Here is a 14,274-nt window from a genome sequence, read left to right on the forward strand (position 1 = left end):
GTGCGGATGCGTTCTGCCGATGTTGAGGTTGACCCACGTGCGGGACACTTAGCGCGTTTTCGCAGATCGTCGCTGGGTAAGCCTCATCCGGATCGCCCGGAACAGGCCGACCATCTTTGTTTTGACCAGATTTGCCAGACAACGTTGCGTAATCAGATGACTACAGAGCATGATGGTCCGGCGAGTACTGCACGTCACTCGTTGGGGCTCGGGGGGAGTGCCGACGAGTGGCCGGGGGGAATCCGGCCAGGCACGGGTCGGGGAAGCGGACTGCAAGGGGGGACGTGAACAGATGGGGATGATCACAGACTGGCCGAGCATGGCCGCGTGTCAGAGCGGCGACCCTGACGCACTCTTTGTGCAGGGTGCCGAGCAGAACGTGGCGAAGCGGATTTGCCGCAGCTGCCCAGTGCGCTACGAGTGCCTCGCCGACGCACTCGACAACCGTATCGAGTTCGGTGTGTGGGGTGGCATGACCGAGCGCGAGCGGCGGGCGTTGTTGCGCCGGCATCCGCATGTGGACAGCTGGCGGAAGATGTTCGAAGCGGCGCTGCGCGACAAGGAGAAGGTCTTGGTCACGGCTGGCTGAGAGCGTCACCTACCGTTCGCAGCCCGTCGACGTCATGTACGTCGGCGGGCTGCGCCGCAACTTCCACCGTCGGCACAGTGGGGTAGGCGTCGGTGAAGACGGTGGCCACGCGCCGCTCGCGGGTCGCCTGCTCGGCCAGCGTGGCGTGCACGCGCAGGGCGTCGGCGGTCGCCTGGTGGCCGCCGGTGCGTTCCAACTCCTCGGCCGCCGCGCGGCTGCGCTCGGCGGAGAGCCCGTCGACGGTGGTGCGGTGCACCCGGTTGAGCACCAGCCCGACGAGCGGCATGCGCTCCTCGCCCAGGCGTCCGGCGAAGTAGGCGGCCTCCCGGACCGCGTCTGGCTCCGGCGCCGCGACCAGTAGAAACGCCGTCTCCCGGGCCTGGAGGATGCGGTATGTCTGCTCGGCGCGCTGCCGGAAGCCGCCGAACATCGAGTCGAGCGCCGCGACGAATCCGGACAAATCAGTCAGAAGCTGTGCGCCGAGCACCTTCTGGACGACCCTGGAGAACATTCCGAACGAGGCCGTGACCAGGCTGAACATGCTCCGCCCACCGGCTCGGGCGGGCGCCAGCAGCAGGCGCAGCATCCGCCCGTCGAGGAAGCGGGACAGGCGGGCCGGCGCGTCCAGGAAGTCGAGCGCGGAGCGGGACGGCGGCGTGTCCACCACGATCAGGTCCCACTCGCCCTTGGCGTGCAACTGGCCCAGCTTCTCCATCGCCATGTACTCCTGCGTGCCGGCGAAGGTCGAGCTCATGGCCTGGTAGAAGGGGTTGGCGAAGATCTCGGTGGCGCGGGCCGGGTCGGTGTGGGCGAGCACGACCTCGTCGAAGGTCCGCTTCATGTCGAGCATCATGGCGTGCAGCTCGCCGCCGCTCTCGTCCGCTTCGATGCCCTTGACCTGCCGCGGCGTGTTGTCGAGCTCGGTCAGCCCGAGCGACTGGGCGAGCCGGCGGGCCGGGTCGATCGTGAGCACGACCGTGCGGCGCCCGTGTCGCTCGGCAGCCCGGAGCGCGAGTGCCGCCGCCGTGGTGGTCTTGCCGACCCCGCCCGAACCGCAGCAGACGACGATCCGCACGCCGGGATCGGCGAGGATGCGATCCACATCCAGCCGCCGGCCCGCGTGATCAGAAGACACCGACCGAGCGTATCCGGGACCCCTCAATGCGTGGCCATTAACTCAGCCGCGAGGGTGTCCAGCGCGACGCGGTCGACTCCACTGGGCAGCAGGGGTAGCTCCACCATCGGCTGACCCAGCTCGGCCAGCTCCAGCCGCAGCGACTCCTCCAGCTCGCGGCGGGTGAGGTGGGCCTTCGCCTCGGCGTACAGCCCGGAGACGGTGGCACGGTCGGTGGGCAGCCCGGCGGCGGCGAGCCCGCGGCGCAGCTCCGCCTGGCTCACCTTGGTGCTGGTGAGCAGGGGCGCGCGGGTCGCGTTGACGATCACCTTGCCGATCGGGATGCCAAGGCCGGTGAGGTCGGCGATCGCGTCCACCGTCTCCTGGACCGGCATCTCCTCCAGCAGCGTCACCACGTGTACGGACGTCATCGGCGAGCGGAGGAGTGCGGCGACGTTTTCGCTCTGCGTCTTGATCGGGCCGACCTTGGCCAGGCGGGCGGTCTCGGCGGTCACGTTGAGGAAGCGGCCGATCCGACCGGTGGGCGGGGCGTCGAGCACGACCGCGTGGTAGACCCGGCGGTGGTCGGCCGTACGCGTCGTCGCTTCCTTGACCTTGCCGGTGAGCAGCACATCGCGGAGCCCGGGGGCGATGGTGGTGGCGAAGTCGATCGCGCCGAGCTTGCGCAGCGCCCGCCCGGCCGCACCGAGCTTGTAGAACATGTCGAGGTATTCGAGCAGGGCCAGCTCGGGGTCGACGGCGAGCGCGCGCACCTCGCCACCGTCGACCGTCGCAGCGACGCGGCGCTCCTCGTAGGGGAGCGGGCCGAGCCCGAACAGCTCGGCGATGCCCTGCCGCCCCTCCACCTCGACGAGCAGCGTGCGATGCCCGCCGGCGGCCAGCCCGAGGGCCAACGCGGCGGCCACCGAGGTCTTGCCGGTGCCGCCCTTGCCAGTCACGACATGGAGACGCGCCGGCCAGGCCGGATTGACCTGGCCGGGGACCTGCTCACTCGCCCGCACGCTCCGAGCGTAGTCGGCACGCCTAACGGATGGTCAGCTGCCGATCTCGCAGACGAACCAGCCGGTCTTCTGCACGACGGTGAACTTGAGCTCCTGCTCGGAGACCTTTTCGTCGCTTGTGGTCATGGTCACTTTGACCGAGACGTCGGCGCTCTCCGAGTCCTGGTTGTCGACCTTCGGCTCGTCCCACTTGTAGCGCGGGCTCTTGTACGTGGTGGCGTTGGCCTTGACCTCGTCGACCTTCTTGGTCAGCGCCGCCTCGTCGCGGGCCTCGGCGCACACCAGATCGTTGGCCTTGGTGACGTCCTGCTCCTCGTAGACCGCCTTGAGGAAGCCTTGCACCGCGGCGACCGGCTCGGCGGCGCCGTCATTGGGCTCGGTGTTGCGCAGGAGCAGCAGCGCCGCGGTCACGCCACCGCCGCAGAGCAGCACGGCGGCGGCCACCACGCCGGCGATGAGCACCGGCGTCTTGGACTTCTTCGGCGGGACCGGGGCACCGGGGTAGGCCGGGTAGCCCGGCGCGGCCTGCGGATATCCGCTGGTCGGCGCGTACGGCTGGGCTGAGCTGGGCTGTGCCGATGTCGGTGGCGCGAAGGGCTGCCCAGAGGTCGGATGCGCGTACGGCCCACCGGAGACCGGCGCGCCGTAGGGCTGGCCGGGCACGGCGTATCCGGGCTGCTCGGGCGCTGGCGGCGGGTAGGCGGCCGGCTGCTCCGGCGGGTACGCCGACGGCTGCTGCTCGGGGTAGGGCGCCGCGTAGGACGGCTGCCCTGGCGTGCCATAGGACGGCTGTCCTGGAGCCGCGTAAGGCGACTGGCCGGGCGCGGCGTAGCCAGGCTGGCCGCTGACCGGCTGGCCCGAGGTCGGCTGGCCGGAGACCGGCTGCGCGGGCACGCCGTACTGAGGTGCGGGGTAGCCCCCTGGCTGGGGAGCCGCGTAGCCGGGCTGCTGCGCCTGGTAGCCGGGCTGCGCGGGCGGCTGGTAACCGGGCGCCGGCGGGTAGCCCGGCGTGGCACCGGCAGCGGGGTAGGCCGGGGGCCCATAGCCCGTCGGCTGCTGCGGCGGCACGACCGGCTGCGCCGGAGGCGGCGGCACGATCGGGTGCGCCGGCGGCGGTGGCACGGCCGGCTGCTCCGGTGGCGACGGATCGGTCGGTGAGGCGAACGGGTCGACCGGTGCCGGATAGCCGGGCGCCTGGCCTTCCTGCTGCTCGCCGGCGCCACCGTTTGGCGGTTGCGTCATGGTCTCCCCCAGGCCCGCAGGTCGCAGTGTGCACGTCAGGGTAGCGCCCGGTGGCGAACCTCCGAAGACCCGCCGCCTGCGCATCCGTCCGGGAATAGCGCCCAACGGCGAGTCGGGGACGCCCGCCGGTTAGGGTGCCGGCATGCAGAAGTGGGAGTACGCCACCGTGCCGCTGCTGGTGCACGCCACCAAGCAGATCCTCGACAACTGGGGTGACGACGGTTGGGAGTTGGTCGCCGTGGTGCCGGGGCCCAACCCGGAGCAACTGGTCGCGTACCTCAAGCGTCCGAAGCCGGTTCAGTGAGCGCGAGGAGTGAGCTTCGGCGGCCTGGACCGTGCTGCGGAGGCCCGGACGCGAGCCCCGCAGTCGCGAACGAAAGGTAGGCGCTGTGAGCGCGAGGAGTGAGCTTCGGCGGCCTGGACCGTGCTGCGGAGGCCCGGACGCGAGCCCCGCAGTCGCGAACGAAAGGTAGGTACCGCCGTGAACGATCCGTACGCGAAGCTGGCCGAGCTGGGCCTGACACTGCCGGAGGTCGTGCCGCCGGTCGCCGCCTACGTGCCCGCGGTGCAGTCGGGCAAGCACGTGTACGTCTCGGGCCAGGTGCCGATCTCCGAGGGCAAGCTGCTCGCCACCGGCAAGGTGGGCGGGGGCGTCTCGCCGGAGCAGGCCAAAGACCTGGCCGAGCGGTGCGCGCTCAACGCGATCGCGGCGATCGACTCGCTCGTCGGCCTGGAAAACGTGGTCAAGGTGGTCAAACTGACCGGCTTCGTCGCCTCGGCCGAGGGCTTCACCGGCCAGCCCGGCGTGATCAACGGTGCCTCCGAGCTCTTCGGCGCGGTCTTCGGCGAGGCGGGGCAGCACGCCCGCAGCGCGGTGGGCGTGGCGGAGCTGCCGCTCGGCGCGCCCGTCGAGGTCGAGGTCATCGTCGAGGTCGCCTGAGCGCCACCCACGCCGGCTGAGTGACGGCACAGGTGTAAGCAGCCGAGGCTGAGTGCTACCTGAGTGAAAGCCCGTTCTGTCAGTCCGGCGCCGTACGATCACTGGCATGGTGGGTCATGTCACCGCGCCCGCGGCGGCGCTGGCCGATCGGCTGCCCGACTGGGTGACGCTGGTGCGCGCGCCCAATCCGGGGCCGATGACGCTCGACGGCACCAATACGTGGGTCCTGCGCGGCTCCGGTGCCGACCGTTCGGTGGTGATCGACCCGGGTCCGCTCGACGAGGGGCACCTGCGCGCGGTCGCCGACACCGGCCCGGTCGGTGCGGTGCTGCCCACGCACGGGCATCCCGACCACGTCGAGGGGCTGGCGCGGTTCGTGGAGCTGACCGGCGCGGGCGACGACACCAGCGCCGGCCTGGAGATCACGCACCTCGTCACGCCGGGTCACACCGCCGACTCGGTCTGCTTCCTCGTCGAGTCGGGCGGCGAGCGGGTGATCTTCACGGGCGACACCATCCTGGGGCGCGGCACGACGATCGTGGCGTGGCCCGATGGCAATCTCGGCGACTACCTGGCGAGCCTGGAGGCGCTTTCGGCGTACGACGGCGTCCCGGCCCTGCCCGGCCACGGCCCGGCGCTGGCCGACTGCGGTGCGGCGGCCCGCTTCTACCTGGCCCACCGCCGTGCCCGCCTTGACCAGGTCAGACGGGCTCTATCAGAGGGCGCGCGGAGCGCGCAAGAGGTCGTGGCGAAGGTCTACGCGGATGTGGACCCGTCGCTGTGGCCCGCCGCCGAATGGTCCGTACGTGCCCAACTGGCGTACCTCGGACACGACGGTGGGGAATCGACTTCCGGGTCGGTGTGGTTGGACTCACCGTGACTTGCCCGGTGTGCGGCACCGTCGCGGTGCCTGGCGCGCGTTTCTGCCACAACTGTGGCGCGGCGCTGCCCGCCGCAGCCTCGCTGCCTGCGGCTGAGCGGCGGGTGGTCACAGTCCTTTTTGGTGACTTGTCCGACTTCACCTCCTGGTCGGAAGACCTCGATCCGGAGCGCGTCGGCGCGGTTACCGACCGTGTGCTCGCCGCGCTGGCCGGCGCGGTGAAGACGTTCGGCGGGCACGTCGACAAGCTCACCGGCGACGGGATCATGGCGGTCTTCGGCGCGCCGGTCGCCCACGAAGACGACGCCGAGCGGGCGGTCCGGGCGGCCCTGAGCATGCAGCGGGCGGTCCGCCGGGTCCTCGACGACGAGCGCGGCGGTGGCGCGCCGCTCGGCCTGCGGGTCGGGCTCAACACCGGCGAGGTGGTCGCCGGCATCCAAGCCGCGATCGAATACACCGTCATCGGCGACACGGTCAACACCGCCGCCCGCCTCGCCGACGCCGCCGCGGTGGGCGCGGTCTACGCCGGCGCCCGCACCTCGGCCGCCACGCGCCACGTCGCCTCGTGGCGGGAGCTGCGCCCGCTCCGGCTCAAGGGCAAGCGCGAGCCGGTCGAGGCGTACGAGCTGCTTGGCCTCCACGACGCCCCGGGCACGCGCTCGGGCGTCGGCGACGAGGCACCGTTCGTGGGCCGTGAGGCCGAGCTGGGGCGCGTGGCCGGGCGCCTCGCCGAGGTGATCGAGAGCGCCGAGCCGCGCGTGGTCGTACTCACCGCGGAGGCGGGCATCGGCAAGTCCCGCTTCGCGGCCGAGGTGGAGCGCTTCGCCGCCGGCTACGACGTGAGCGCGGGGCGATACACCGCGACGACCGGCGCCCGCGTGCTCTCCGTGCGCTGCGCCGCCTTCGGCGAGCGGCGGCGGCTGGCCCCCCTCGCCGACCTGGTCCGCACCGCCATCGGCCTGCCGCGCGACGCGGCCACCGCGGTCACCCGCACGGTCGTCGAAGAGCGGCTCAAGAGACTCGGCCAGCGCCTCGCCCGGTTCCGGTCCGACCCGCCGCCGGTCGCCGTCGAGCTGCTGCTCGCCTTGATGGGGTACGGAGAGGCGCCGGCCGCCCACGGCGTGCCGGCCGGGGTCGCGGAGTGGACCCCCGACGGTCCCGCCCCCGACGTGGAGGCGACGCCGATCGCGGTCGCCCAGCTGCTCAGCGGGCTGGCCGGCGAGGTGCCGCTGCTGGTGATCGTCGACGATCTGCACGACGCCACGCCGGAGACCATCGAGGCGCTAGGCGTGACGCTCTCCCACCTCACCGGTCCGGTGCTCGTGCTGCTGCTCGGTCGCCCCGAGCTGGTGCGTACGGCTGGCGCGCTGACCCGGCTCGCCGACGCCGAGGTGCACCCCCTGCCCCCGCTGCGCGGCGCCGACGCGGGCCGGCTCCTCACGTCCTACCTGCGCGGCGGGCGGCTGCCCCAGGCCGACACCTCCCGGCTGCTCTCCACCGCCCAGGGCAATCCGTTCTACCTCGCCGAGCTGGTCACACTGCTCATGGAGCGTGGGGCGCTCACGCCGGTGGCCGGCGCCAGTGGCACGTGGCGGCTCACGCCCGGCTCGCTCGGCAGCCGGCTGCTCTCCCGCGACCTCGCCGCCGTGCTGGCCGCCCGCATCGACGCGCTGCCGGCCGACGCGCGTGCCGTACTCCGCGACGCCGCCGTCATCGGCGACACCGTGCCGGAGGGCACGCTCGAGGCACTGCGCGAGCGGCGGGCCGGCCGCGACGGTCGTCCCACCGCGGTCGCCACGGTCGAGCTCGAGCGGGCCGTCGATGAGCTGTTGCAGCGGCGCATGCTCCGGCGCGCGCGCGACGGGTTCGCCTTCCCGACCCCGCTGATGCGCGAAGCGGCGTACGCGGGCATCGGCAAGGCCGACCTCGCCGAGCGGCACGCCACACTGGCGCAGTGGGCGGCACCGCCGTTGACCACGCCCCCCAGCGGGCGGGTGACCCGCGTGAGCGGCTTCGGCGGGATGACCCCGGCCGACCGCGACGCGTTCATCGCCGACCACGTGGAGCGGGCGGCGGCACTGGCCGACGCGGTGGGCCTCCGCCCCGACGCGGTGGCCCGCACGGTGGTGCCGCTGGGCGTCGCCGCGCTGGGCCGGGCCGCGCGCCGATCGCTGGCGATGGGCGAGCCGACGCTGGCCGCCGAGTACGCCGAGCGGGCCGTCAAGCTCGCCGGCGACGGGCTGCCGATCGCCGACCGCCTCGTACTCGCCCGGGCACTCCTGCAGACCGGGCGGGCGAGCGACGCGCTGGCGTACGCGGAGAAGCTCGCCGCCAACGCGGGCGACGACGCGGCCGTACGCGCCGGCGCCCTCCTGGTCATCGGGCGCGCCCACCGCGTGCTCGCCGAGCCTGACCGAGCACTCAGCGCCTGGCAGGAGGCGATGCAGGTGGCCACCGACGCGGGTCTGCCCGGCCCGCGGGCGGAGGCGATGCGGCGGCTCGGCATGGCTGACTACCTGCGCGGGCGCCTGGGGCAGGCGAGCAGCCGCTTCGCCGGGGCATACCAGGTGGATCTCGCCTCGGGCGACAGCCTGGGCCAGGCGTGGTCGCTCCAGGATCTGGCGTGGGTGACCACGACGCGCGGTGACTTCGCCGGCACCGACGCGGTGCTCGGCCGGGCGGCCCGGCTCTTCGCCGAGATGGGCGACCCGACCGGGCGGGCCTGGCTGCGCGGCACGACCGCCTTCGCCCGCCTGCTGGCCGGGCGGCTCGGCGAGGCCCGGCGGCTGGCGCGGATCTTCCTGCCCTTCGGCGAGCGGGTCGGCGAGGCGTGGGCGGTGGGCACGCTGCGGGCGGTCGAGGCGTACGCCGCAGCCGAGCTGGGCGACCTGACCGAGGCCGACCGCGAGGCGCGCCGCGCCTACCGTGACTTCGACGCGGTCGCCGACGACTGGGGGCGTGGCTTCGCGCTGGTCGTGCGGGGGGCGATCGCGCGCGGGCTGGGGCAGTTGGAGCACGCGACCGACCTGCTGACCAGCGCGCTGGCATACGCGGAGCGCACCGGGCATCCGCTGCTCACCGGGATGGCCGGCACCACGCGCGGCTTCGTGGCACTCGACCGGGGCGACATCGAGGGCGCGGCGCGCGACGCCCAGTCCGTGATCACCAAGGTCGAGCCGCACGATCCGCTCGCGCCGGCCCAGGTCGGCCCGCGGGTCCTGCTGGCCCGCGCCCGGCTCGCCGAGGGCGACGCGCCCACCGCGATCGGGCTGCTGGCGCCGATCGCCACCGCGCCCAAGGGGCCTGGCCTGCTCTTCTCGCGGCGGCAGGCACTCGCGGCGTACGCGGCGGCGCTGCTCGCCGAGGGCCAGCAGATGCAGGCGCTCGACTGGGCCCGGCGGGCGGTGTCGATGCCGGCGGAAGACGTGCGCAGCTGCGTGGTCGCCGCGGAGGTGCTGGCCGAGGCGCTCGCCGCCGGCGGCCACTACGAGGAGGCGCTGGCAGCGGCCGACGACGCGGTCCGCCAGGCGTACGGGACGCAGCGCGTGGCCGAGCGGGCGGGCGCGGACGCGGTGCGGGAGCGGCTCGGCCGAGTGTCTTCGGTACCTTCTAACCCGTGACCGAGAAGGCTCCGAGTGCGCTGCCGCTGCCGGTGGTGCCGGGGCTGTCCGGATTGTCAGTGCTTGCCCGCGGCGGCTACGCGACCGTGTACCGGGCGATCCAGGAGTCGGTGGCCCGCGATGTGGCCGTCAAGGTGGAAAACCGCACACTCGACAACGAGCGTGACCAGCGTCGCTTTCTGCGCGAGGCGCGGGCGGCCGGGCGCATGTCGTCCCACCCCCACGTGGTCGACCTCTTCGACGCGGGCGTGACCGCCGACCAGCACCCCTACCTGATCATGGAGCTGTGCGACGGCTCGTACGCCGACCGCATGCGCGACGCCCCGCTCAGCCCGTCCGAGGCGCGCGAGGTGGGCATCAAGATCGCAGATGCGCTCGCCGACGCGCACCATCTCGGCGTACTGCACCGCGACGTCAAGCCGGCCAACATCCTCTTCTCCCGCTTCGGTGAGCCCGCGCTGGCCGACTTCGGCCTCGCCGTGCTCGCCGAGGCCCGCGACTCCTCGGTCACGCTCGAGGTGCTCACACCGGCGTACGCGCCGCCGGAGATGTTCCGCCACAGCGCGCCCTCGCCGGCCGTCGACGTGTACGCCCTCTGCGCCACGCTCTACGCGGTCATGCGCGGCAAGCCACCGCGCTGGCGCGAGGATCGCAATCCGAGCCTGATCACGCTGATGGAGCTGTTCAACCAGCCCATCCCCGAGCTGCCCGGTGTGCCCACGGCACTCATGGACATACTGCGGCTCGGCATGGTCAACGAGCCGGAGTCGCGCCCCTCGGCCGAGCAGTTGCGCGACATGTTGAGCGGCGTCTCCCTGACCGACCCGCCGCGCGGTGTGTACGTCTCCCGCTCCTACGCCCCGCCGCCGTCCCCGCCATCAGGTGGGTCGGTCGCGCCGGCCCCGCCCGGTCCCGCCTATCCGGTGTCGCCGGGCGGCTTCCCGCCCGGCGGTCATCCCACGCCCAGCCCACCGCCGGGAGGGCACTCGACGCCGGGCGGTCCTGGTGGCGGGCCGCCGCCCGGCCACGTGCGCGCTTCCGGCTTCCCCGGCCCCTCCGACGACACGCCGACCGTCCCGGGCACGGGCCGCCGCCACCACCTGCGCTGGATCCTCGGCGGTGTCGCGGCATTCGCGCTGCTCGCGGTGGTGAGCCTCAGCACCTGGTACATCGCCAGCCGCCCCGACCCCACGCCCAGCCCCACCCTGCTCCTGCCGACCACCTCCAGCACGCCCCTCCCCACACTCGCCGGTGGTGCGCTGCCCGGCTGCCTCGTGCCTCTAGCCGGCGGCCGCTGCCCGGAAGAGCTGGAGTGCTACGCCGCGGCCGAGGCGGGAGGCCCGGGGATCCGTGCGGAGAAGGTGGACTGCAACGGCCGGCACACCTGGGAGGCGTACGCGGTCGGCGAGCTGCCCTCCGGCGCCGACCCCGACACCTTCGCCGACGAGCCGGCGGTCACGTCGCTCTGCACCGAGGCCACGTTCATGACCACCACGCTGCTGCTGTCGACCCAGGGCTGGCAGTTCGAGGTGCTGCGCCCCGAAGACGACCGCACCTTCCGCTGCCTGGCCGGCAAGGGTCGAGACGCGCTGAGTGGCCCGACGCTCGCGCGGTGACCGGTCGACGAGTCAGTACGACTTCGGCTGGTCGAGCACGTGCTGGGCGACGAAGTTGAGGATCATCTCGCGGCTGACCGGGGCGATCCGGCCGGCGCGGACGGCACCGAGCAGCGTCGCCACGCCGTACTCCGTGGTCATGCCGTTGCCACCGTGCACCTGGATGGCCGTGTCCACGGCGAGTGCGGCGGCGTCGGCGGCCGCGTACTTGGCCATGTTGGCGGCGAACCCGGCCTCGACGTCGCGTCCCGCGTCGTAAAGGGCGGCGGCCTTGGCGATCATCAGGCGGGCGAGTTCCACCTGCACCGTCGCGTGCGCCAGCGGATGCGCCACGCCCTGGTGGGCGCCGATCGGTCGGCCCCACACCTGGCGCGTGGCGGTGTAGGTGGAGGCGCGCGCGAGGGCGTACCGGGCGGTGCCGGCGGCCATCGCGGCGACCGTGATGCGTTCGGGGTTGAGGCCGGAGAAGAGCGCGGGCAGCCCGGCCTCGACGCCGCCGATCATGGCGTCGGCCGGCACGCGTACGTCGTCGAGGTAGAGCAGCCATTGGTTTTCCGGCGACACGATCTCCATGTCCAGTTTCGAGGCCACGAGACCGGGAGTGGGGGTCGGCACCAGGAAGAGCGCGGGCTGGAGCCGGTCGCCGGACGAGACGCGGGCGACCACGAGCACGTACGAGGACTCGTCGACACCGGAGATGAAGCACTTGCGGCCCGTGATCAGCCAGTCGTCGCCGTCGCGCCGGGCGGTCGTGGTGAGGCGGTGGGCGTTGGAGCCGGCCTCGGGCTCGGTGATCGCGAACGCCACCTTGAGCGTGCCTTCGGCGAGGCCGGGCAGGAAGGCCGCGCGCTGGGCCGGCGTGCCGTGCTTGGCGATCACCGTGCCGGCTATGGCGGGCGAGACCACGAGCAGCAGCAGCGGGCAGCCCGCCGCGGCCAGCTCCTCGACGACGATGGCCAGCTCGGTGATGCCGCCGCCCCCGCCGCCGTACTCCTCTGGGACGTTGACGCCCAGGTAACCGAGCTTGCCCGCCTCCGCCCACAGCTCGGTGGTGTGCTCGCCGGACTTCGCCTTGGCCACGAAGTACTCGTGACCGTAGCGGCGGCCGAGTGCCGCGACCGCGTCGCGGAGGTCGGCCTGTTGAGGGGTGTGTTCGAACAACTTCTACTCCGGGGTGAGGACCGCCAATACCGCACCGGTGTCGACCTGCGCGCCCGCGGTGACCGGCAGCGAGGCGACGACGCCGGCGGCCGGGGCGTGTACGGGGTGTTCCAGCTTCATCGCCTCGAGCGTCATGAGCAGGTCGCCGGCGACGACCCGCTGTCCGGGGGTGACCAGCACGCGGCTGACCGCGCCCGGCAGCGGGGCGACCAGCGAGCCCTCGGTCAGCTCCGGCTCCGGCTCGGGGAAGCGGGGCAGCTGGGTGAGGGCGACCGAGCCCTCCGCACTGTCTACATAGGAGACGTTGTCGACCCGGTCGACGTCGAGCGAGAGGCGGATGCCGTTGACGTCGAGGATGACCCGGTCGGGCGTGGCGGATACCAGCGCGACCGGCGGATGGTCGTCGGTGACCGGCGGATGGCCGAGGCCGGCGAGGTCGAGGTCTTCCGGGTCGACCGCGCGTACCCACCAGTTGGTCAGCTCGCCGGCCCGGTCGAGCCGGTAGCCGACCTCGACCGGGCCGGCCGGTCCGTCGTACACCGTGGTCTGCGAGCCGGACGGGACGTTGCGCCAGCCGGAGGGCAGCGAGCCCAGCACCGTGGCCGACTCGCGGCGGGCGGCCGACTCGGCGAGCGCGGCGGCGAGGCAGGAGACCCGCACCGCGTCCACAGAGGAGAGCAGCGGGGCGAAGACCTCCTGGTGCCGGTCGAGGAAGCCGGTGTCGATGTCGCCGGACTGGAAGGTCGGATGGCGCAGCACGCGGACGAGCAGGTCGCGGTTGGTCACCACGCCGTGGATCCGGGACCGGGTGAGCGACGACGCGAGCAGCCGGGCGGCCTCGTGGCGCGTGGGCGCCCACGCGATGAGCTTGGCGAGCATCGAGTCGTAGTGGACGCCGACCACCGAGCCGTCCTTGACGCCCGAGTCGAGCCGCAGCCCTGGCTGTATCAGCGGGCGGAACTCGGCGGCCACCTCGGGCACGCGCAGCCGGTGGAGCGTGCCGGTGGAGGGGAGCCAGGCGTACGCCGGGTCCTCCGCGCAGAGCCGTACCTCGATCGCGTGCCCGCGGATCGGCGCCGCACCGCCCATCGGGAGCGGCAGGCCCTCGGCGACCAGCAACTGGAGCTGCACCAGGTCGAAGCCGGAGACGCACTCGGTGATCGCGTGCTCGACCTGGAGCCGCGTGTTCATCTCCAGGAAGAAGAACTCGCCGGTGGGCGCGAGCAGGAACTCGACCGTGCCGGCGCCCACGTATCCGACCGTGCGGGCGGCCGCCACCGCGGCGGCGCACAGCTCCTCGCGCATCGAGGGCGTGACGGCCGGCGAGGGCGTCTCCTCGATGATCTTCTGGTGGCGGCGCTGGATCGAACACTCCCGCTCGCCGAACGGGATGATGTTTCCGTGCGCGTCGGCGAAGATCTGCACCTCGACATGGCGCGAGCGGTCCACGTACCGCTCCATGAACACCGTGCCGTCGCCGAACGCTCCGGCCGCCTCCCGCCGAGCCGCGGCGACCGCCTCGCCGAGCGACTCGGCGTCGCGCACGATGCGCATGCCCCGCCCGCCGCCGCCCGCAGATGCCTTGACCAGCACCGGAAACTCGGTGACCCGCTCGGGGTCGAGGTAGGTGGGGAGCATCGGCACGCCGGCGTCGGCCAGCAGCGCCTTGGCCTCGATCTTCGAGCCCATCACCTTGATGACCTTGGCGGGTGGCCCGACCCAGGTCAGGCCCGCGTCGACCACGGCCGCCGCGAACTCCGCGTTCTCCGCGAGAAACCCATACCCAGGGTGTACGGCGTCCGCGCCGGTCTTGCGCGCCGCGGCGACGAGCAGATCCCCGCGCAGGTACGTGGCGGTGGGCGCGTTGCCCGGCAGGTGCACCGCGTAGTCCGCCTCGGCGACGTGCGGCGAGTCGGCGTCACCGTCGGAGTAGACGGCCACCGTCTCGATCCCGATCAGCCGGCAGGTGGCGAAGATGCGCCGCGCGATCTCGCCCCGGTTGGCCACAAGAAGTCGCCTAATCACTGTGCCTACCTTTCGTTCGCGACTGCGGGGCTCGCGTGCGGGCCGCCGCGGCGCGGTCGAGGCCG

The 14,274-nt window shown here is 73.1% G+C and carries 11 protein-coding genes; 6 read left to right on the forward strand and 5 right to left on the reverse strand.

What is annotated here, in order from left to right; all coding sequences use genetic code 11:
* The first annotated feature begins 292 nt into the window (after positions 1 to 292).
* Positions 293 to 589, forward strand: a complete 297-nt coding sequence (locus ACFFIA_RS36350; RefSeq protein ID WP_173078090.1) for a WhiB family transcriptional regulator — start codon at positions 293 to 295, stop codon at positions 587 to 589.
* On the opposite strand, the gene bagB is transcribed toward ACFFIA_RS36350, so the two are convergent.
* Genes bagB through ACFFIA_RS36365 form a run of 3 tightly spaced genes read right to left on the reverse strand, consistent with a single transcriptional unit; the run spans position 576 to position 3,967 of the window.
* Positions 576 to 1,724: an ArsA family ATPase gene (bagB, locus tag ACFFIA_RS36355; RefSeq protein ID WP_377260261.1), complete on the reverse strand. Its 1,149-nt coding sequence runs from the start codon at positions 1,722 to 1,724 to the stop codon at positions 576 to 578. The genes ACFFIA_RS36350 and bagB overlap by 14 nt on opposite strands.
* Before the next feature lie 23 nt (positions 1,725 to 1,747).
* On the reverse strand, positions 1,748 to 2,725 hold the full coding sequence (gene bagA, locus ACFFIA_RS36360; protein ID WP_377260263.1) for an ATPase BagA: 978 nt from the start codon (positions 2,723 to 2,725) through the stop codon (positions 1,748 to 1,750).
* Positions 2,726 to 2,758: 33 nt separating this feature from the next.
* The gene (locus ACFFIA_RS36365) at positions 2,759 to 3,967 is read right to left on the reverse strand and encodes an Rv0361 family membrane protein (protein WP_377260265.1); all 1,209 of its coding nucleotides are present in this window, start codon (positions 3,965 to 3,967) and stop codon (positions 2,759 to 2,761) included.
* Positions 3,968 to 4,109: 142 nt separating this feature from the next.
* On the opposite strand from ACFFIA_RS36365, the gene sp36 reads away from it, so the two are divergent.
* The 5 genes from sp36 (at position 4,110) to ACFFIA_RS36390 (ending at position 11,023) form a co-directional block, all read left to right on the forward strand.
* Entirely contained in the window at positions 4,110 to 4,271 is a 162-nt protein-coding gene (gene sp36, locus ACFFIA_RS36370; protein ID WP_377260267.1) for a Sp36 family protein, read from the forward strand.
* Between the two features lie 177 nt (positions 4,272 to 4,448).
* Positions 4,449 to 4,907, forward strand: a complete 459-nt coding sequence (locus ACFFIA_RS36375; protein WP_377260269.1) for a RidA family protein — start codon at positions 4,449 to 4,451, stop codon at positions 4,905 to 4,907.
* Positions 4,908 to 5,013: 106 nt separating this feature from the next.
* Positions 5,014 to 5,787, forward strand: a complete 774-nt coding sequence (locus ACFFIA_RS36380) for an MBL fold metallo-hydrolase (RefSeq protein WP_377260271.1) — start codon at positions 5,014 to 5,016, stop codon at positions 5,785 to 5,787.
* Entirely contained in the window at positions 5,703 to 9,407 is a 3,705-nt protein-coding gene (locus ACFFIA_RS36385; RefSeq protein WP_377260317.1) for an adenylate/guanylate cyclase domain-containing protein, read from the forward strand. The genes ACFFIA_RS36380 and ACFFIA_RS36385 overlap by 85 nt, the downstream gene beginning before the upstream one ends.
* On the forward strand, positions 9,404 to 11,023 hold the full coding sequence (locus tag ACFFIA_RS36390; protein ID WP_377260273.1) for a serine/threonine-protein kinase: 1,620 nt from the start codon (positions 9,404 to 9,406) through the stop codon (positions 11,021 to 11,023). Before ACFFIA_RS36385 ends, ACFFIA_RS36390 begins: the two co-directional genes overlap by 4 nt.
* Positions 11,024 to 11,035: 12 nt before the next feature.
* Here the strand turns inward: ACFFIA_RS36390 and ACFFIA_RS36395 are convergent, their stop codons facing one another.
* On the reverse strand, positions 11,036 to 12,184 hold the full coding sequence (locus ACFFIA_RS36395) for an acyl-CoA dehydrogenase family protein (protein WP_377260275.1): 1,149 nt from the start codon (positions 12,182 to 12,184) through the stop codon (positions 11,036 to 11,038).
* A 3-nt stretch (positions 12,185 to 12,187) separates the two neighbouring features.
* A complete protein-coding gene (locus ACFFIA_RS36400) occupies positions 12,188 to 14,209 on the reverse strand; it encodes an ATP-binding protein (protein WP_377260277.1) in 2,022 nt (673 codons plus the stop codon).
* Positions 14,210 to 14,274: the final 65 nt, after the last annotated feature.

This window comes from Phytohabitans kaempferiae (assembly GCF_042433955.1).
Lineage (GTDB): Bacteria > Actinomycetota > Actinomycetes > Mycobacteriales > Micromonosporaceae > Phytohabitans > Phytohabitans kaempferiae.